At 70.5% G+C, this 19,114-nt stretch carries 19 protein-coding genes; 8 read left to right on the top strand and 11 right to left on the bottom strand.

Annotated features, from left to right (window positions below):
* Nucleotides 1–238: 238 nt before the first annotated feature.
* Nucleotides 239–814, top strand: a complete 576-nt coding sequence (gene def / locus K2F47_RS10635; RefSeq protein ID WP_242902705.1) for a peptide deformylase — start codon at nt 239–241, stop codon at nt 812–814.
* On the opposite strand, the gene K2F47_RS10630 is transcribed toward def, so the two are convergent.
* On the bottom strand, nt 791–2,404 hold the full coding sequence (locus K2F47_RS10630) for a CocE/NonD family hydrolase (RefSeq protein ID WP_242902704.1): 1,614 nt from the start codon (nt 2,402–2,404) through the stop codon (nt 791–793). The genes def and K2F47_RS10630 overlap by 24 nt on opposite strands.
* A 45-nt stretch (nt 2,405–2,449) precedes the next feature.
* Here K2F47_RS10630 and K2F47_RS10625 point away from each other — a divergent pair, with 45 nt between their 5' ends.
* Nucleotides 2,450–3,367, top strand: a complete 918-nt coding sequence (locus tag K2F47_RS10625; RefSeq protein ID WP_242902703.1) for an arginase family protein — start codon at nt 2,450–2,452, stop codon at nt 3,365–3,367.
* Between the two features lie 9 nt (nt 3,368–3,376).
* Nucleotides 3,377–4,231, top strand: coding sequence for a hypothetical protein (locus K2F47_RS10620; protein WP_242902702.1), 855 nt, complete (start codon nt 3,377–3,379; stop codon nt 4,229–4,231).
* On the opposite strand, the gene K2F47_RS10615 is transcribed toward K2F47_RS10620, so the two are convergent.
* From K2F47_RS10615 to K2F47_RS10605, 3 genes are all read right to left on the bottom strand, one after another.
* On the bottom strand, nt 4,228–4,833 hold the full coding sequence (locus K2F47_RS10615) for a DJ-1/PfpI family protein (RefSeq protein WP_242902701.1): 606 nt from the start codon (nt 4,831–4,833) through the stop codon (nt 4,228–4,230). The genes K2F47_RS10620 and K2F47_RS10615 overlap by 4 nt on opposite strands.
* Complete coding sequence (locus K2F47_RS10610) at nt 4,830–5,783, bottom strand: GlxA family transcriptional regulator (RefSeq protein ID WP_242902700.1); 954 nt, start codon at nt 5,781–5,783, stop codon at nt 4,830–4,832. The genes K2F47_RS10615 and K2F47_RS10610 overlap by 4 nt, the downstream gene beginning before the upstream one ends.
* A 77-nt stretch (nt 5,784–5,860) precedes the next feature.
* The gene (locus tag K2F47_RS10605) at nt 5,861–7,195 is read right to left on the bottom strand and encodes an LCP family protein (protein ID WP_242902699.1); all 1,335 of its coding nucleotides are present in this window, start codon (nt 7,193–7,195) and stop codon (nt 5,861–5,863) included.
* Between the two features lie 446 nt (nt 7,196–7,641).
* On the opposite strand from K2F47_RS10605, the gene K2F47_RS10600 reads away from it, so the two are divergent.
* Entirely contained in the window at nt 7,642–7,794 is a 153-nt protein-coding gene (locus K2F47_RS10600) for a hypothetical protein (RefSeq protein ID WP_242902698.1), read from the top strand.
* Here the strand turns inward: K2F47_RS10600 and K2F47_RS10595 are convergent.
* Both K2F47_RS10595 and K2F47_RS10590 read right to left on the bottom strand, forming a co-directional pair.
* The gene (locus tag K2F47_RS10595) at nt 7,778–8,275 is read right to left on the bottom strand and encodes an ATP-binding protein (protein ID WP_242902697.1); all 498 of its coding nucleotides are present in this window, start codon (nt 8,273–8,275) and stop codon (nt 7,778–7,780) included. The genes K2F47_RS10600 and K2F47_RS10595 overlap by 17 nt on opposite strands.
* 169 nt (nt 8,276–8,444) lie before the next feature.
* Nucleotides 8,445–9,140 carry a hypothetical protein gene (locus tag K2F47_RS10590; protein ID WP_242902696.1) on the bottom strand — a complete coding sequence of 232 codons (696 nt, stop codon included), beginning with the start codon at nt 9,138–9,140 and terminating at the stop codon, nt 8,445–8,447.
* Nucleotides 9,141–9,385: 245 nt separating this feature from the next.
* Between K2F47_RS10590 and K2F47_RS10585 the strand changes: the two genes are divergently transcribed.
* Nucleotides 9,386–10,129: an SDR family oxidoreductase gene (locus K2F47_RS10585; RefSeq protein ID WP_242902695.1), complete on the top strand. Its 744-nt coding sequence runs from the start codon at nt 9,386–9,388 to the stop codon at nt 10,127–10,129.
* A 53-nt stretch (nt 10,130–10,182) separates the two neighbouring features.
* On the opposite strand, the gene K2F47_RS10580 is transcribed toward K2F47_RS10585, so the two are convergent.
* Nucleotides 10,183–11,331 (bottom strand): serine hydrolase domain-containing protein, encoded by a 1,149-nt coding sequence (locus K2F47_RS10580; RefSeq protein WP_242902694.1) that lies wholly within the window; start codon nt 11,329–11,331, stop codon nt 10,183–10,185.
* A 212-nt stretch (nt 11,332–11,543) separates the two neighbouring features.
* Between K2F47_RS10580 and K2F47_RS10575 the strand changes: the two genes are divergently transcribed.
* On the top strand, nt 11,544–12,671 hold the full coding sequence (locus K2F47_RS10575) for a serine hydrolase domain-containing protein (protein ID WP_242902693.1): 1,128 nt from the start codon (nt 11,544–11,546) through the stop codon (nt 12,669–12,671).
* A 146-nt stretch (nt 12,672–12,817) separates the two neighbouring features.
* A complete protein-coding gene (locus K2F47_RS41680; RefSeq protein ID WP_372490864.1) occupies nt 12,818–13,273 on the top strand; it encodes a DUF4232 domain-containing protein in 456 nt (151 codons plus the stop codon).
* Between the two features lie 1,460 nt (nt 13,274–14,733).
* Here the strand turns inward: K2F47_RS41680 and K2F47_RS10570 are convergent.
* The 4 genes from K2F47_RS10570 to K2F47_RS10555 all read right to left on the bottom strand — a co-directional run bounded on the left by K2F47_RS10570 (nt 14,734) and on the right by K2F47_RS10555 (nt 17,475).
* Nucleotides 14,734–14,985: a DUF397 domain-containing protein gene (locus K2F47_RS10570; RefSeq protein ID WP_242902692.1), complete on the bottom strand. Its 252-nt coding sequence runs from the start codon at nt 14,983–14,985 to the stop codon at nt 14,734–14,736.
* A 2-nt stretch (nt 14,986–14,987) separates the two neighbouring features.
* Nucleotides 14,988–15,200 (bottom strand): DUF397 domain-containing protein, encoded by a 213-nt coding sequence (locus K2F47_RS10565; protein ID WP_242902691.1) that lies wholly within the window; start codon nt 15,198–15,200, stop codon nt 14,988–14,990.
* The gene (locus K2F47_RS10560) at nt 15,197–16,030 is read right to left on the bottom strand and encodes a helix-turn-helix domain-containing protein (RefSeq protein WP_242902690.1); all 834 of its coding nucleotides are present in this window, start codon (nt 16,028–16,030) and stop codon (nt 15,197–15,199) included. Before K2F47_RS10560 ends, K2F47_RS10565 begins: the two co-directional genes overlap by 4 nt.
* A gap of 794 nt (nt 16,031–16,824) precedes the next feature.
* Nucleotides 16,825–17,475, bottom strand: coding sequence for a TetR/AcrR family transcriptional regulator (locus K2F47_RS10555; protein WP_242902689.1), 651 nt, complete (start codon nt 17,473–17,475; stop codon nt 16,825–16,827).
* 146 nt (nt 17,476–17,621) lie between these two features.
* Between K2F47_RS10555 and K2F47_RS10550 the strand changes: the two genes are divergently transcribed.
* A complete protein-coding gene (locus K2F47_RS10550; protein WP_242902688.1) occupies nt 17,622–19,082 on the top strand; it encodes an alpha/beta fold hydrolase in 1,461 nt (486 codons plus the stop codon).
* Nucleotides 19,083–19,114: the final 32 nt, after the last annotated feature.

The following is a 19,114-nucleotide window of genomic DNA, read 5'->3' as shown; positions in this document are numbered from 1 at the left end:
CGCGACGTCCGGCTCATACCGTCCCGGCGGTGTAAGCGCTGTGTAAGCGGCCCGACGTAGCGTTCTGGTACGGATGTGCGGGGCGTGCCCTCGGACCGTAAGGGGGGTGGGCCCGAGTCGCGCCCCGCGCTCCTCCGCGCGGGCGGATGGTGCCAGGGATACCGGCGATGTCTCCAGAGATGGAAAAATCGTGGTGTCGCGGTAGCCGAGTGTGCGCCGGGCTGGAGGAGAACGGGTCATGGCGGGGCGGGTGCGGGCGATCACGCTGGTGGGAACTCCGGTCCTCCACCAGGCGTGCCGTCCGGTGGAGGAGTTCGACGCGGCGCTGGCGGAGCTGGCCGACGACATGTTCGCGAGCATGTACGCGGCTAAGGGCGTCGGGCTGGCCGGGAACCAGATCGGGGTCGATCTGCGGATCTTCGTCTACGACTGCCCCGACAAGGAGGAGGTCGCGCACAAGGGCGTCGTGGTGAACCCCGTCCTGGAGCTTCCCGCGCTGGACGAGCGGCGCCTGGACGACAGCGACGAGGGCTGCCTGTCGGTGCCCGGCCCGTATGCGAAGCTGGCCCGTCCCGACCGCGCGACCGTGCACGGCTTCGACCTCAAGGGCAACCCCGTCACCGTGGAGGGGACGGGACTGCTGGCGCGCTGCCTCCAGCACGAGACCGACCACCTGGAGGGCAAGGTCTACATCGACCGGCTGTCCACGCGCTCCCGCAAGAAGGTGCTGAAGGAGTACGAACGCCTCCGCGCCGAAGCCGCCGAAGCCGAAGCGGCGGAGGCCGAGGAGTCAGCCGCGCCAGACGGGCAGTAGCAGCGACGACGGGTGGTCCGCGTCCCGGTGCACCTCGAACCGGACGCGCCTGGACGCGACGGCCCGCCCCGCCGCCTCGCCCCTGCCGAGGTTGCGCGCGAAACGGGGGAACGCGCCGCCCGCGAGCACGACGCGGAGCCGGTGCCCGCGCCGGAACCGGTACGCGGTCGGCGACATCTCGACCTCGGCGCGCACGATGCCCGGCGCGCCGATCCGCACCACGCCGTCGGTGACGTTGCGGGAGACGCCGCGCGGGTCGACGTCGCAGAGCCGGACGACCAGGTCCCCGTGCCCGGTGCTCGCCCGGACGTGGACCGTCGCCGACACGGGCCCGATCAGGTCGAGGTGGCGGTCGAGGACGGCACCCGTGAGCACGGCCACGTCGGGCCGCCGCTCCAGGCGGGTGTTGTCGCGCTGGCCGCCGCGTCCCGGCGCGAGGAGCGGGCCGCCGACGCTGGGCGTGGGGTCGAGGGCGTCGTAGGTGAACGCGACGGGCTCGGTGCCGGACGGATCGCCCCAGGTCAGGACGCGGGACAGGTGCAGCGGGGTCGGCTCGGTGCCGGGCGGCGGCCAGCGTTCGAAGTCCAGCCAGCGTCCCGCGCCCTGGAGGTACAGCCGGACGGGTGCGCGGCGGAGCGCGGCGGCGTCGCCGTGCAGGTGCGCCTCCAGCCAGGAGACCTGGTCGAGCAGGACGGCGCGGAGGGCCTTCAGGTCGTGCCCCCACGGCCCGATCGTGATGCGGGCCTGCCGTCCGGCGGCCTGCAACGCCGCGAAGTCGCGGAGCTGCCCGCGCAGGAACAGGTCCCACCAGCCCGCGACCATGCTGACGGGCGCGGTCGTCGCGGCGACGGCCGCGCTGTGGTCGGTCGCGTCCCAGAATCCGGGCCGCTCGGCGTTCGCGGTGACTTCGCGGAAGAACGGCTCGGGACGTCCGATCGCGGCGGTGTCGGCCTCGCCGACCGGAAGGTGCCGCATCGCGCGCCTGACCCGCCTCGCATGCGCCGGCCGCCGCCCGTCGCCCGTCGCCATCAGCGACGACCACACGAGCGTGTTGTGCAGGGCGAGCGCGCCGCCCGGATAGAACGAGCTGACCATCTCCGACGCGGTGAGGCCGACCCCCATCGCGGCCAGCGGCGGATCGGCCCGGGACGCGAGCGCCCACTGCGCGAACCCGAGGTAGCTGGCCCCGGCCGTCGCGACCCGTCCGTCGCACCAGGGCTGGGCGCGCAGCCAGGCGAGGGTGGCGAGGCCGTCGTCGCGCTCGTCGTGGAAGGCGCGGAAGGCCCCATCGGAGCCGCCCGTCCCGCGCACGTCCTGCACGACGACCTGGAAGCCGCGCCGGGCGAGGGCGTCGACGAGCACCCGTACGAGCGCCTGCCTCCGGCCGTAGGGCGTGCGCACCAGGACGGCGGGCAGCGGCCCCGCGCCACGCGGACGGTGCAGGTCGGCGAGCAGGTCGACGCCGTCCGGCATCGGCACCCGCAGACCGCGCGCCACGCCGACCGCGCCCGACCCCGGAAATGACGTTGCGGACGTCGGCGCCGCCGGTAGACCGAGGATACGTTCGGTCAGGCGGCCCAAAACGGTCATCAATTCCTCCGCGTCCGGTATCTCCCCAACGTTAGGCTGCCTAGCGTGATCTCGGTGCTGGACGCTCCCTCCAACCTCGGGCTACGGCCGCCGCGCGACGGCCACGAGCCGGGCGTGCGCGGCCTCGCGGACGCGCTCCGCGGCCACGGGATCGCCGAACGCGTCGGCGCGGACGACGCCGGACGCGTCGAGCCGCCGCCCTACGTGTTCGGCCCCGACGACGCCACCGGCTACCTGAACGGACCCGGCCTCGCCGCGTACTCGCCGCTGCTCGCCGAGCGTATCGGGGCGTTGCTGGACGAAGGGCACTTTCCGCTCGTCCTCGGCGGCGACTGCTCGATCCTGCTCGGCCCGATGCTCGCGCTGCGGACGCGCGGCACCTACGGCCTCGCCCATCTGGACGGGCACGACGACTACTCGCCCCGCCTCGACCCCGCCGCGCACGCCGGACGGCTCACCGCGGGCGGCCTCGCGCTCGGCCTCGTCACCGGCCACGGCCCGGACGCGCTCACCGACCAGGGCGGCCTGCGCCCCTACGTCGTCGAGGAGCACGTCGCGCACATCGGCGTCCAGCGCGAGCCGGAGGACTTCGAGGACTCCGACCTGGAGGCGTTCGAGACGTCGCGGATCCGCCGGTTCCCGATCGGGTACGTCCGCGAGCACGGCGCGGCCGCGGCGGCGCGGGAGGCCCGCGTCCATCTGGAGGCCGCGCCGATCGACGGCTTCTGGATCCACCTCGACGCCGACATCCTGGACAAGTCCGTCATGCCTGCGGTCGACTCGCCGAACCCGGACGGGCTGAACTTCGCGGAGCTGACCGCCGTCCTCGCCACGCTGCTGGCGAGCCCCCGAGCGACCGGCCTGCACGTCGCCATCTACGACCCGGAACGCGACCCGGACGGCGCGGCGGGCGCCGCGCTGACCTCGGTGATCACCGCCGCCGTCACCGCCGCGCTCAGCTAGGCCCGGGCGGTGTCGCACGATGTGCACCTCGTCTCCAGCGCGCCGATCCCGTCCGCGGAGGTCCGCGACCTGGTCGTCTCGCTCGGCGGCAGCCACCAGCCCTCGGTGACCGAACCCGACGTCGCCGTCCTGCAACGCGGGAACGGCTCGGTGCTCGTGTACCCGTTCCCGCCGGACGAACCGATCCGCGCCACCGCGCTCCGCGAGGAGTGCGCGCGGGCGCTCGGCGCGCCGCCGCGCACCCGGATCATGATCGAGGTGCACTGGGGCCGCGACAGCGAGTGGCTCGCCGCCGAGATCGTGCTGGCCGCCGCCGACCGCTGGCCGCTCGCGGTGTGCGACTTCGGCGAGGCGGTGATCACCGTCGCCGAGTTCCACCGCCGCCTCGCCCGGCGCCGCACCGACTTCTTCGAGCCCGAGGGGCGCTTCGACGCCTCGCCCGCCGGGCAGCGGCGCGGCCGGGTCCGGCGGGCGACGCTGCTGCTGCCCGGCGTGGTCGCCGCGGACCGGTTCGCGCGGCTCGTCCGGTCGGCCGGGGCGCGGGCCGGCCCCGGCGACGACACCGACGCGGTGCTGGAGCGCGGCGGCGCCTGGGTGTGGATGCGCCTGGAGCCGCCGGGCACCGCGCCGGTCGACCCGTCCGCGCTGCTCGCGCACCGCGGCGTCCTCGGCGACCCGCCCTACACCTCGATCACCCTGGAGATCTTCGACGGGACCGAGTCGCAGCTGCTCACCGCCGAGCTGGTCGACGCGGTCGCCGCGCACTGGCCGCTGCTGGTGCTCGGCGGCTCGGGCCAGATCATGACGCTGGACGACGTGCGCGGCCGGGTCGCGATGGGCGCCGCGAACGTCTTCGACCCTTAGGCGAGGGGCTCGTCGGCGAGGTAGGGCGGGGCGGGCTCGTACTGGATGTAGCGCCGGACGCTCCGGGCGTGGTCACGGCCGTGGATACGTCCGACCAGCCACAACGCCATGTCGATGCCCGCCGACACGCCCTGGCTCGTGACCAGGTTCCCGTCCACGACATAGCGGGCGTCGCGGACGACGGTCACGTCGCCGGACGCCTCCAGCAGGTCCTCCGAGCCCCAGTGCGTCGCGACCCGCCGTCCCTTGGCGAGGCCCGCCGCGTGCAGCAGGAACGAGCCGGTGCACACGCTGGTCACCCAGTCGACGTCCGCGGCCGTCCGCGCGAGCCAGCCGGTCACGTTCTCGTTGTACGGCTGGACCTCGCGGGCGCCGTAACCGCCGGGGACGAGCAGCACGTCCAGCTCGGGGTGCTCGTCCAGCGTGTGGTCGGGCAGCACGCGCATGCCCTTCGCGCACCGCATGGCCTCCTTGGTCTCAGCGAGCAGGACGGCCCTGTCGCCCTTGTCGCGCACCATCGCCGACGCCGTGAACACCTCCCACGGGCCGACGAAGTCCAGCTCCTCGGCCTTGTCGAAGATCAGCAGTCCGTAGGTGGTCATGAGAACTCCCTCGCTCCCCGGAAACGGTCCCTGTAGTCGGACGGGGCGACGCCGACCCGCCGGTGGAAGGCGCGGCGCAGCGTCTCGCCCGTACCGAAGCCGAGCCGCCGCGCCAGCGCCTCGACCGGTTCGTCGCCCTCGGCCAGCGCCCGCCGCGCCGCCTCCACCCGCACCTGCTCGACGTAGGCGGCGGGCGGCACGCCGAGTTCGGCGGTGAAGCGGCGTTGCAGGTGCCGCGGGCTGAGCCCGCAGCGCTGGGCCAGGTCGGCGACGCCGTGCCGGGCGCCCGGGTCGGCCTGGATCGAGGTCACCGCCGCCCGGACCGGGTCGGTGGCGGGCTGCGCCGACCACAGCGGCACGCTGAACTGCGACTGGCTGCCCGGACGCCGCAGGAACAGCACGAGCTCCCGGGCCACGGCGTGCGCGACCTCGCGGCCGTGGTCGTCCTCGACCAGCGCGAGCGCGAGGTCCATCCCGGCCGTGACGCCGGCGGACGTCCAGAACCGCCCGTCCCGGACGAAGATCGGGTCGCAGTCGACGGCCAGCCCCGGATACTCCCGCTTGAGCTGGTCCCCGCGGCTCCAGTGCGTGGTGACGCGGCGCCCGTCCAGCAGCCCGGCGGCGGCCAGCAGCAGGACGCCGCTGCACACCGACGTGACGCGCCGCGCGGACCGCGCGGCCTCGGCGACCCAGGCGAGGAGCGCCGCGTCCTCCCGCGCGCCGTCGACCCCGATCCCGCCGGCGACCACGAGCGTGTCGACGAGATCCGGGCGCAGGTCGGCGAAGCCGTGCGTGGCGTGCACGGCAAGCCCGCTGTTCGACCGGACGGGCCCCGCCTCGGCCGCGACGATCGGGCACTCGTACCGCTCGGTGGTCTGGAACACCTCGTGCGGACCGGTCAGGTCGAGCGCCTGGAACCCCTCGTAGATCACGAACGCGACGCGCTGCATGCCCTCCAGGCTGGCCGTCCGCCGCCGATGGCGTCAACGACACCTACCCCACAGATCACGCCATCACGACCCGACCTTCACGCACCGACCTTCTCGCACACCGCCTCGCTCGCCCGGCTCTCGCCCTGCTGGACGGGCACGCCGCCGGACGCCCGGACGCCCGTGAAGTCCGCGCCGATCACCAGGTCGAGCGTGCCCGGGGTCGCCACCCGCACCGCCTTCGCTCCGGGGACCAGCTTGACCAGCGCCGCCGCCTGCGCCCGCACGTCCGTCCCGTACCGGACGACCGTCGTCCGCGCCGGCCGCGCGATGTTGCCGACCTGCGTGACCTGCCAGCCGCCGTCCTTGAGCTGGGCCGCGACCTGCGCGGCGCGTCCCTCGGCACCGGAGGCGTTGAGCACCGCCACCTTCCCGGGCGGGACGCGCGGCGCCTTCGTGGGCTCGGGCAGCGCCTGGTCCCTGCGGATCGCGGTGAAGAACGCGTCGGACGCGGGATGCGTGAGCGCCACCCGGTTCTTGTCCGGCGCGTACTCACCGGACGGCACCGTGACGAACCGCAGCTTCCCGGCGCTCAGGTCCCGCATCCCCTGCCCGATCTTCAGCATCTCCCCGACGGTCAGCCCCCGGTCGGTCGTGAGGGACTTCGCGGTGGCCTGGAGCAGGGCGTTCATCCGGCCGGGATCGGTGAGGACGCCGCCGCCCATCGCCTCCTTCGCCAGCGCGCCGAAGAAGTGCTGCTGCCGCTTGATCCGCTGGATGTCGCTCCGGTCGCCGAACCCCTTGCGGCTGCGCACGTACGCGAGCGCGTCCTCCCCCTTCAACCGGTGCCGCCCCTTCGCCAGGTTCAGCCCCGAGTCCTTGTCGTGGACGTCGCCGGTCACGCACACCGGCACGCCGCCGACCGCCGTCGCGATGTTCTTGAACCCCGTGAAGTCGACCTGCACGAAATGGTCGAGATGGATCTTGGTGACCTGCTCGATCGTGTGCACCGTGCAGGTCGGCCCCGCCCGCGCGATCGCCTCGTTCAGCATCGCGACCGCGCTCGCGGGCGCCTTCGTCCCGTCCTTGCGCGTGCACGCCGGGATCGGCACCATCAGGTCGCGCGGGAAGCTGACCGCGAGCGCCTGCCCGCCGCCCGGCGACAGGTGCAGCAGCAGCATCGTGTCGGACGCGGGCGGCTTGTGCCGCAGCCCCCGCCCGTACTGCGCGTTCGCGCCCTCCCGCGTGTCCGACCCGAGGACGAGGATGTCGCGGGCGCCGTTCAGCTTCTTCGGCCGGTTCCCGCCGATCAGCTTGTCGACGTCCTCGTGCTTGACCGCGTTCTGGAGCCGCCAGTAGTACCCGTACGCCGACAGGCTCCCGGTGACGACCACCACGGCGACCGCCACCGCCGCCCACGCGAGGAGCCTCACCGGCGCGCCGCGATCGCCTTGGCGAGCCTGCCCCGCTGGAGGGCGAGCGTGCGCGGAGGCTCGTGCTCCAGCTCGCGTCCGAGGGCGCGCAGCGCCGCCAGAATGTCCATGGGCCCTCCCGGTGCCGTCGGTGTGCCGTGTCCGCGAACGTTTCTCCACTCCCGCCGTTTCGAGTTCACGGAAATTCGGGCTTGACACCGGTGGTGCGGCCATGATTAATTCTGGGGCATGGAGCTTTGATCCCCATCTCGGTTGAGCCGCCCTCCGGGCCGCTCCCGTCTCTCGGCGCCACCGGCACCCCCTGACCACCACTGCTCGACACCAGGCCACCGCATACTGCCGTGACCTGCTGCGACCAGTGTGCTCGGGCTGCCCGCGCGCCCTTTCATCACCTTTTTCGCGGCCTTTCTCGGCCGAATTCACGTATGCCCGGAGGTGGTTTACTTATGCGCGCCATGAACAACCCGGAATCCGACCCCTTCGCCAAGTCCAAGAAGAAGGGCAAGCGGAAGAACAACGATTTCCGCGCGGCGAACCTCGCCGGCAACCGGCGCAACGCCCGGCAGATGCCCACCCGGCAGCTCAACCGGGGCCGCTGACGGGCCCCCGGCCCCGGCCCTCCCCGGCCGGGGCCGGGTGCTCCCCGTCCCGTACGGGGAACTCGGCCCAGACCACGGTGCGCGGGCCGTCCGTCCGGAACCCCCAGCGCTCCGCCAGCCCCGCGACGATCCGCAGCCCGCGCCCCGACTCGGCACCGGCCTCCGCCCGCACTTGGGGCAGCTCACCGTCCGCGCCATCGTCGGCGACCTCCAGCCGGTACCGTCCCGGCATCGCCGCGAGCACCACCCGTACGCGCCCGCCCCGCCGTCCCGACGCCGTGTGCGCGACCGCGTTCGCGACCATCTCGCTCGCCACCGTCACCAGGTCGTCCAGGGCCTCGTAACCGTCCGCCAGCTCCCGGACGAACCCCCGCGCGACCCCGACCGAGCGCCGCGTCCCCGGCAACGTGACCTCACCGAGCACCCCGCCCACCGCACCTCCCCGCCGTCCGGTGCGTCCGGCGGGTCGCGGCGCGTCCACGACACCCACGGCGACGGCCCCCCTCCGCTCCGGAAAGTCACCCGTCACCCAGGCTGTACGGCCGGTGCCCGCCCGCCGTTCAGGATGCGCGAACGTTTCCGCACATCACACCGCCCGTACACCACCCCGACCCCGCCCCGCCCCCGGCCGCGACGCGGCGCGGCGCCGGTCACGCCCCGACGATGACCACGTCGGGGGGCTCCTCGATCTGCACGGGCGCGTCGTACTCGAAGCCGAGCCGCTCCTTGCCGTCGACCAGCGCGTACGGCCGCGCGTCCCCCGACGCCGCCATGTACAGCGTCTTGCCGGGCTCGCCCTCGAACCCGACGGCGCGGACGGGCCGTCCGGCGAGCGTGGTCAGGGACCCGGGCGGGGTCATGCCGCCGAACGCCAGGCCCAGCAGCGCGTCCATGCCGACCAGCTTGTTGACGAGCTGCCCGGCGGACGCGGTGAGCGCGCCCCAGCGGTCGCCGACCCGCGCGGCGAGCCCCTTCATCTTGGTCTCGGTCTCGATCAGCTTCCATACCGCCGGGCTCCGGAGATAGGCCCGCTCCCCCAGCAGGACGTACTGGACCCGGCCGAGCTCGAAGATGTGGGCGTCGACCTGCGTCTCCTCGCCCTGCATGCGGATGTCGATCCGGGAGACGCCCTTGCCCCCGTCCTTCCAGCTTCCGGACGCGTGCACGGCGCGGGCCCGCTTGAGCGCCTTGGAGATCCGGTCCACCAGCTCGGCCCCGTCCGTGGCGGGGGCCTCGCTCACCGCGGGCCTGCCCTTCCCGTCCGAATCCCCCGATCCCCCCAGGTGACAACCGGTCAGCGCCATCGCGCACGCGACGACCGCCGCCGAACCCGTCCGAAATCTCACCGAGACTCCTCAACCCGATGCCTGCGCCGACCCCTCGGCCGACCCTCCGACATCCTCCAGCCCGCCACCGCACGCCACGAACGAAAGGACCATTCGCCCACATCTCCGTCCGGGAGGCGGCGCCCCTACCTCGTATCTCGCCGCTTTTTCCGGGGACGGCCACTACTGGCCGCGCGCGGCTTCTTCGACGCACCGGTCACAGGACCCGGGGCTGTCTCGTCGCTCTGGTGACGGAAGGAAGAGACATGAAGATCGCAGTAGTGGGAGCGACCGGGATGGTCGGCCGCCATGTCGTGGAGATCCTCAACGCGGAGGGCCACGACGTCGTCGCGGTATCACGCTCCGCCGGAGTGAACGTGATCACCGGGACCGGCCTCGACGCGGCCCTGACCGGCGTGGAGTGCGTCATCGAGGTCAGCAACGCCGGGACGATCGACCAAGCGGCGGCAACGGAGTTCTTCACGACCGCCATCCAGAACCTGATGGAGGCGGGCCAACGCGCGGGCGTGCGCCGGATGGTCGTGCTGTCCATCCTCGCCGTCGACCGGTTCTCCTCCGGATACATGGCGGCCAAGGCCGAACAGGAACGGGTCGCGCAGGCGGGCCCGATCCCCGTGCGCATCCTCCGCGCGGCGCAGTTCCACGAGTTCGCCGCACAGAACCTCGAATGGGGACGGCAGGGCGACGTGAGCCACGTCCCGTCGAGCCGCATCCAGCCGGTGGCCGCGCGGGTGGTGGCCCAGACGCTCGCCGACATGGCCGCGACGGACGGCCCGCCGATCACCAACCTCGCGGGCCCGCGCGAGGAGAACCTCGCCGACATGGCCACGAAGCTGGCCGCGCGGCGCGGCGACCCGGCGCGTGTCGAGGCCGTCGAGAACACCGGCGACCCCGACGACGAACTGGTGAAGGCCGGCGTGCTGCTCGCCGGACCGGACACCGTCCTCGCGGGCCCGACTTTCGAGGAATGGCTGGAAACCACGTCCTGACCGGACGCGGCGCGGCGCGGTGGTCGACCCACCGCGCCGCGCGCCTCCCGCGGTTACCTCGACGCACGCTCCTCGATGCCGAGCGTCAGTTCCGCGTCCAGATCCTCAAGGTTCCATTTCCCCTCCCGCTGGACGTGATTGGTGATCCAGAACACCATCGTCCGCTGCCGGGGAAAGCGCACGAAATCACCGAACGACCAGTCGTTCCCACCGGTGTGCGTAATGGTCGGCCCAGCACTGGTCTGGGTGACCCCCCACCCATACCCGTAGTAGTACTTGCTGCCGTTCAGCACGCCGACATAGGCGTAGGGCGTGAACATCTTGGCCTTGGCACTCCCCGACAGTATCGAGTCACCCTCCAGCGCGCGATGCCAGCGGAACATGTCCCGCGGTGTGGAGATGATGCCCCCGTTCCCCCGCAGAAACCAGTACGGACCGTCCGTCGCCCAGGGGTGTTCGTTGGGCCGCCCCTGCCGCTCGCCCTTCTCGTCGTACTCGACCGCGATCTGCCCCGGACGCCAGCGCGGCAGCACATACCCGGTCTGCTTCATCCCGGACGGCGCGAACAACTCCCGCGCGAGGAACTGTTCATACCCGACCCCCGAGACCTTCTCGATAATCGCCGCGAGAACGCTGTACCCCAGGTTCGAGTAATGGAACTCGGCCCCCGGAACAGACTGAAGCCGGGACTTCATGGCCACGCCGAGCATGCGCTCCCGAGAAACCGGCTCGTAGTCGTCTCCGCCCTGCTCATCGTCCAGCCCCGACGTATGCGTCAGCAGCTGATGAACGGTGATACGACGCTTGTCGGCGGGTACCGGCCCGAGGAACCTGCCGATCGGATCGGTCGTTCGCAGCCGTCCCGCCGTTTCCAGCTTCATGATCGCGGCGGCGGTGAACTGCTTGGTGATCGACATGATGTCGTAGGCGGTATCGCAGCCCGCCGGAATTTTCTTCTCACGATCGGCGAACCCGAACCCCGCACAGTGGACGAGCCGCCCGTCCCGCGCGGCAACGACGGTACCGCCGGGCCCCTTCGGCAGCGTCGCGTCCAAAAACGAATCGATCGCAGGGCTACGGAGCGAATCCATATCTCCCACACTCCGAGCAGCGACCTCCGGGGCGCCGCCGCACGCCCCACCAGCACCGGCCACCCCGAAAGCGACGATAAAGCTCAAGGCCGAACGAATGGATGCCTTCATGCCCCGGAACGCTACGGAGCAGAACACACCCAGGACGTCCCCCGCCCGAGCCAAAATCACCAGCCGGAAAGGTCCCTCCCACAGGGGACGCAGCGCCCGTCGCCGGGGGAGGTGTAGGCAACTACACCCCGCGCTCGGGCCTTGAGCCCAGTGCCACGCCGACCACGCCCCGGCAATGTTGATCACGTCAGCCCCACCGACGAGGAGTCACCATGTCGCGCATCCCGGCCCTGTTCACCGCCGCCCTCGGCGCCGCGCTCGCCGTCACCGCCGTCGTCCCCGCCGCGAACGCCGCCCCCAAGAGCGAGGCAAAGCCCGCGCCCCGCAGCGGACCGGTCCAGGAAGCGGCGGACGCCCTCGTCGCCGGCGGCGTCCCGGGCGCGATCGTCATGACGCGCCGGGGCGGCCACGTCGCACACGTCACCTCCGGCGTGTCCGACAAGGCGACGGGCCGTCCGATGGACCACCGGCTGCTGTTCCGCGCCGCGAGCGTCACCAAGACGTTCACCTCGACGGTGGTGCTCCAACTCGTCGCCGAGCACCGCCTCTCCCTCGACGACACCGTCGAGAAGTGGCTGCCGGGGGTCGTCCAGGGCAACCGCAACGACGGCTCGAAGATCACCGTCCGGCAATTGCTCGCGCAGCAGAGCGGTCTGAACGACTACACGCTGGACCCGCGCGTCATCCAGAACCCCGAGCGCTCCTGGACCAAGCCCGAACTGGTCGCGATCGCGATGGAGCAGCCGCCGAAGTACGAGCCCGGCGAAGGCTGGAACTACACCAACACCAACTACATCCTCGCCGACATGATCGTCGAGAAGGTGACGCACCGGACGCTCGGCACGGAGATGAAGCGCCGGATCTTCAAGCCGCTCAAGCTGAAGCACACCTCCTTCCCGACGACGAGCCGCGCGTTCCCCGGCCCCTACGTCCACGGGTACTACGGCGACTACGGTGACGTGAGCACGGGGATCAGCCCGTCCAGCGCACGCGGCTCCGGCGGGATCATCTCCACCGTCGACGACATCGCCCGCTTCCACCGGGCCCTGTTCACCGGACGCATGCTGCCCGCGCGCCAGATGCGCGAGATGACGACCACCCGCCCGGTGATGGACGACTGGGTCGAGGAGGACTACGGCCTCGGCGTCACGCGGACGAAGTTCTCCTGCGGCTACGGCTGGGGCCACGACGGCGGCTTCCCCGGCTACCGCACCTGGACCTACACCAGCACGGACGGCCGCCGCCAGGCCGTGATCACCTACAACGAGTCGAGCCAGGAGAACGACAAGGCCTTCCAAGACAAGATCAAGAAGGCCGCCGAAACCGCCTTCTGCTCCTGACCTGGCATGCTGACGGGGTGACCCCCCGTCTCCGAGCCTGGCCGATCATCGCCGCGGCGGTGGTGCTGTGCGGCGGCGCGTGCGGTTCCGCGTCGTCCACCGACACCACCGCCGCTTCGCCGCCCCCAACGCCCGCACCACCGTCGATGCTCCCCCGATCCGCACTGTCCCCGTCGCCGTCCCCCTCCTGCCCCCCGGACGGCGTCTCCATCACCTCGGACGTACCAGACGCCGCCCTCGGCCTACGCGCGATGCGGATCAAGCTGACCAACTGCGGCAAGAAGCCCTACCCCCTGAACGGCTACCCCGCCCTGACCGTCCTGGACGCCTCCCGCAAACCGGCCCCGATCAAGATCGTCCAAGGCCCCACAGAAGTAAAAGACCCAGGCCCGCGCCCCCTGAAAATCGCCCCCGGCAAAACAGCCGAGGCAATAGTAGTCTGGCGAAACACAGTAGCCGACTCGGTAAATCCCCCAGTCAAAGGCATCTACCTCCAGATAACCCCAGCCCCAGGCCACCCACCCCAAACCATCAAACCCGCCGGAACCCTAGACCTAGGCACCACCGGCACCCTGAAAACCACAGCCTGGACCCACCCCTGACCAGGCCCTCATAGAGCCCTACCAGTGTTCGCAACACGAACGCGGCGCCGACGTCGACCTGCAGCTTGACGCCTCCTCATCGCCCCTACAGGGGTTCGCAGCAAGCACCGGCTGGGCTTCGCGCGGATAGTAAAGTTCGCACACCGCACGAGGATCAGGTGAGGGCGGTGCCCAGCTCGCCTGGGTCGGATTACGGCGACCTGCTGGCGGTTCACTGCCCGCAGCGACGCCGCCGTCGCCGGGGGCCAGGTGCACGATGAGCGGTGCGGGTTCTGTGGGGCGGGAGCCCGAAGCACACTGAGAGGCGACGCCCTTACACAGTGGACGAGCTGGCGGCGCGGCCAGGGACGCTGCACCGCTACGCCTACTCGACGCATCAGGAATACGGGCAGGGCTCCTACCTGTGGCGCGCGGAGACGGGACCAAACCTGTTCCAGCTACCGTGATCGGACGCACCGCTTCACCCACCCGGATCACCGACACAAAGTTGATCAAGGCATTTCAGCGACACACCGGGGTCGGCAACAGAACCGACGGATCGCTGAAGCATCCCCGATCAGCAAGCCCTACTTCCCTTCGCGACCTGCGCCTTTACCGTGGGTCCTCATCGCCCCCCCGGGGGTTCGCAACGTGCCGAAGTTCCAGAAGCCCCCGAAGCTCTTGGCGACGTCCTCATCGCCCCCACGGGGGTTCGCAACTCGTAGTGGTTCTCGATCACCTCGTCCAGACAGGTCCTCATCGCCTCCATGGGGGTTCGCAACACCACAGATAGAGGCGCCCCACGTCTCGGACTGGTCCTCATCGCCCCTGCGGGGATTCGCAACTCGGGGTAGACGACGTCAGGCCGTCCACCAGCCTCCGGTCCTCACCGCCCCTGCGTAGGGTTCGCAACTTCGACGCTTGGAGCCACACGATGTAATCGTGCGGGCCCTCATCGCCCCGCGAGGGTTCGCGGCACCACGCCGCCGCCGACGTAGGTGCCGGGGGACGGCAACGCAACCGGCGGATCGCTGAAGAATCCGCATCCAGCTAGCCCTACTTCCCTTCGCATACCTGCGGCTTTACCGTGGGGTCCTCATCGCCCTCACGAGGGTTCGCAACACCTGCTCGGCGACCCCGCCCAATGGCGCGACCTCACGTCCTCATCGCCCTCACGAGGGTTCGCAACCCGGTCTCGTCCATCCGGTCGCGGACGGCCAGCTCGACGTCCTCATCGCTCTCACGAGGGTTTGCAACAAGACCGCCAGGAGCGGCTGCGTGACGACGACGTTCAAGTCCTCATCGCCCCTGCGAGGGTTCGCAACACCTCGCGGTCGAGGTTCGGGTGTCGCATCCGGAGTCCTCATCGCCCCTGCGAGGGTTCTCGACATGAGGGTTCCCGCCGCCTGCGCTGCGTCCTCCTGCCCTCATCGGTCCTTAGGGAGGCCGCAACACGTCGCAACTCGCTGTCTACCGGTGCCTTAAGGCGAGGGGGTCCGCCCTACGTGCTGGATGAAGGCCCGCCAGGCGGCTGGGGTGAGCGCTAGCCGAGGTCCGCTTGGGTCCTTGGAATCCCGCATCAAGATCGCGGACGTCGCGTCGGCGAGCTCGACGCAGTTGCCGCCCTGACCACCGCTGCGGCTGCTCTTGCGCCACTGGCCGACTTCGACACAGTCGCCACCTTGACCACTGCTGCGGCTACTTTTACGCCACTGGACGTCCGACACAACCATGGCTAGCCCCTCACGTGGAGGTGATCTGCCTTCACACGCTGCGTGAACCCATGCCACTCGGCAGCGCTGAAAGCCAGCCGAGGTCCGTTCGGGTCCTTGGAGTCACGGACAGCGATCATCGTGGTGTGAGTTGCGACTTCGACACACTGACCACCTTGCCCACTGCTGCGACTGCTCTTACGCCACTGGAGATTAGCCAGGTCAGAGGTGCTCACGCGTAACCCTCCAAAATCTCTCTGATCATCTTGAGAGAGTCCTCGTTTCGCAGCGACTCTCCCATCACCAGGTCAAAGCGAACTGTGTATTCGGCGACAGTAGCCCCGACACTCGTAACTTGACTGATTTCCGGGCCCTCATGATACGCAACATCATCCCTGTCGGGAAGGCTGAGGACAGAGAATGTTCCATCAAGGCCAGCGTAAGTCACCGACGAAAATGGAAGAATACGAACCTCGATCTTGTGGTTTGATGTAGACAAATCAATCAATCGTGTCAACTGCTCCGCCATCACCCTTGGTCCGCCCACACATCGGCGTAGCACAGCCTCGTCGAGGACGAACCACATGCGGGGCGCATCGTCGCGAGCCAGGATCTCCTGTCGTCCCATACGCGAGGCCACGCGCTCTTCGAGCATCTCGGGGGCCAGCCCGGAGTTCAGGACCGCCCGCGCGTAGGCCGGTGTCTGAAGCAGGCCAGGCACTACCTGAGCCTCGAAGAAGCGGCCCGCGACAGCTTTGGCTTCGATCTCGGCGTACCTGGAGAATCCCGGAGGCGCCGCGACGTGTTTGCCCTCGCGTTTGATCTCGAACCACATCTTCCAGAACAGGCGCTTCGGCGTCTGGAAGTACACGTCCAGGTCATCGGCGGTGGCTTCGGAGCATGGCTTCTGGGCGGTCTCTAGCTTTTCAATCCACCCCGGTTGGCAGCCAAGCGCCTGCGCGAGCTGAGGGCGTGACGCGCCCGCCGCCTCCCGGTAGGCGCGCAGGACCACGCCAAACGTCCGGAGGAGCGGGTCGCGGGTGTACCCGGCTTCTTCCTTCGTCATGGGGAACCTCCTCGGGAGGCCTGGGGTGGGGCCTGGGGAGTGTTGGGGCTGTAGCTGAGAGTAGTTGAGCGTGTGAGGGTTGTCGCACGATTCGGGCAGGTGAGCGGGCAGGGGGTCGGGTGATGGACGGGCGAGCGCGGGACGAGTGGGAGCTGGAGTCGCTGCGGGGCGACTTCGGTGGGTGGCGGATCTGGCGGGCCGTGCGGCAGGACGGTCGGCTGGGCGAGTGGGTCGCCAGCCTGCACGACCCCACTGCGGGTGTGGAGCCGACGCTCATGCATCCTTCTGCGTCGCTGTTGCGTGAGGCCCTCGATCAGCAGGCTCAGCGGGCGCGTCAGCGCGCGGCTGGGTCTGGATGAAGCGCGGCGCGGTCGGTGGTCCCGCCCCCCGGATCTACCGGCCGCGCCGTTCCCTACGGACGAACTGTGAGGTGAACCGTCATGGGTGTGTCATGGGTGTGAGCTGGCAGGCGTATCCCGCCCCTCTGGGTGATCGGCAGGCGCATCTGGGCGTGCTGCGAGCCGTCCTCGACCTACGTCCGGAGCTGACGTGCGGGGTCGTTGAGCGGCGTGGGGCGCCGGCGGGCTTGAGTGTGGTGTGGCGCGGGCGGCCGCAGCGGCTTATTGAGGTCGGGTGCGACTTCTTCGAGGGCGCCTGGTGGTTCACCTGGGGCGATGGGCGGCGGATGACGCCGGTGAGTGATGTTGAGTATGCCGTGGCGCTTGTCGTCCGGGAACTGGCCCGGGCTTAGGGGGCCAGGCGAGTGGCGGGGTGCGCCTCGGCTGGGAAGTGGGTCAGGGGGTTGTCAGGCTTTCTACCTCGGCCTCGAATAGGCGGGCTGGGTCGAAGCCCATTGGGGCGAAGTGGCCGGCTAGTTCCAGGGAGAGGACGCCCTGGACGCGCGTCCACGTCGATAGGGCGCGGTGTAGCGCCTGGGGTGGGGCGGGATGGCCTTGGGCCCAATGGCGGGATGTTTCCAGGTGTTCTTCGAATTCGGTGGGCGGGGCGGTGGACGGGATTTCCTGGCAGGCGTCCAGTACCAGGCGCATGACCTCGTCGGCTATCGCGGTGGTCTCGTCGGGGGCGTGGTAGCCGGGGATCGGGGTGCCGTGCAGGAGGAAGTAGCGCTGCGGGTCGTCCAGGGCCCAGCGGCGTAGGGCGTGGGCGAGGGTGGCCAGGTCGGGGCCGTCCGCTACGGCGGCCTTGAGGGTGTCGGCCTGGCTGCGGTAGGCGTCCTTGATCAGCTCTGTGATCAGCTCGTCGCGGCCGGCGAAGTAGCGGTAGAGGGCGGGGCCGCTCATGCCCATTTGCTTGGCGATCGCGTTGAGGGACAGCGCGGACGCTCCGGCGGTGGCGATCTGCTCCCACGCCCGTTCCTTGATCTCCTCGCGGACCTGCGCCCGGTACCTCTCGCGGGGAGACGTCGCGCCCTTCGCCACCACCATGTCACCGCCCCTTTCCACCCTCGGTTAAAGCTTATCGCCGACAGTAGTCCTTCTAACTCGCGGGGCCCGCCCCCTTGACGAGGCGCGAGGAGACTGTCAGGTTAGTTATAGCTTCTAGCGTAGATAACTGTCTCTAAGGAGCTGGCATGAGCGGACTTTCCAGGCGTGGACGGCGGGCCGGGGTCGTCGTCCTGGCGGCCGGGGTGATCCTGTCGCCCGTGTTCACCGCGCCCGCGCAGGCACAGGCGCGCACGATCGAGTGGCGTGCGTGTACTGACGCCGAGTTCATCGGCATGCAGTGCGGCACGATGCGGGTGCCGGTGGAGTGGGCGAAGCCGCGTGGAGCTCAGGTCGATCTGGCCCTCGTCCGGCGGCCGGCCAGTGATCCGGCGCGTCGGCAGGGGACGCTGCTGCTCAACAACGGGGCCGGACGTTCCGCGGTCGAGCAGCTGAGGTTCGCGATGCGCAGCGGGTTTCCCGAGCTCGCCGGGGCGATGGCGCAGCGGTTCGACATCGTCGCGATCGATCCGCGTGGGGTGGGGCACAGTGCGCCCGTCCGGTGCGCGGTGCCGATCAAGCCCGAGGGTGTCACGCATTTTCCTAAGGATCGGGCCGCCTTCAGCAGGCTTGCCGAGCACAACCGTGCGTTCGCTCAGGACTGCCTGCGCCGCAACGGTCCGCTTGTCGCCAACGTCGATGCCACGAGCACCGCGCGCGACTTCGAGGCGCTGCGGGTGAACCTCGGGGAGCGGCAGCTCAACTGGTACGGGATCATGCACAGCACCCTGCTCGGACGCACCTACGCCACCCTTTTCCCCGGACGGCTCCGCACGCTGAACGCCGACACCGCGCTCGACGACACCGGCTCGCCGCTCGACCAGGCGCTCGGCGAGGCGTCCGCCGCCGAGGACTCCTTCAACCGTTTCGCGGCCTGGTGCACCACCGATGACAAATGCGCACTGAAGGGACGTGACGTCGGCGTGGAGTACGACGCGCTCGTCGCCCGGGCCGATCGTGAGCCCATTCCCGTCGAAGCCGGAAGGAAGATGACGGGCGAGGACATCCGCGAGGCCACCCAGGACTACCTGAACCTCGCGGCTTTCACCTGGCCCCGGCTGGCGGAGGCGATCGTCAAGGCGCAGGGTGGGGACGCGTCGGGGTTCGCCACGACGCCCGACCGGACGCTCGACCCCGTCCAGGCGCAGGTGAGCGGGTGTCTCGACACGCCCCGGCAGATCCGGACGTTCAAGCAGGCCGAGCGGGCGCGGCAGGCGCTCAGGGCGCGGTCGCCGCATCTCGGCGGGGCGGTGTCCGGCTGGGCCAACCTCATCGGGTGTGTGGGCTGGCCGGTGGGCGGGAAGGCCGTACGCGCCGGAGGAGAGATACCGGACGCGCCGCGTGCGCTCGTCGTCCAGTCGACGCATCAGGCGCACGCGCCGCATGCGGCTGGTCAGGCGTTCGCCGAGCAGTTCCGTGGCAGCCTCGTCCTCGGCCGGGAGGGTGACGACTACAGCATGATCCTGTCGTCGCGGTGCGTCCGGGAGGCGACCAACCGGTATCTGACCGACCTCGTTCTGCCTGCGCCCGGCACCGTCTGTGCCGACTGACGAACCGCCAGGCCCGGGCACCGCCGGGCCCG

Origin of the sequence: Actinomadura terrae, assembly GCF_022751215.1 — a bacterium.
In the GTDB taxonomy this organism is placed as follows: domain Bacteria; phylum Actinomycetota; class Actinomycetes; order Streptosporangiales; family Streptosporangiaceae; genus Spirillospora; species Spirillospora terrae.
The sequence above is the reverse complement of the archived record's forward strand: the minus strand, read 5'-3'. Positions and strand labels throughout refer to the sequence as shown.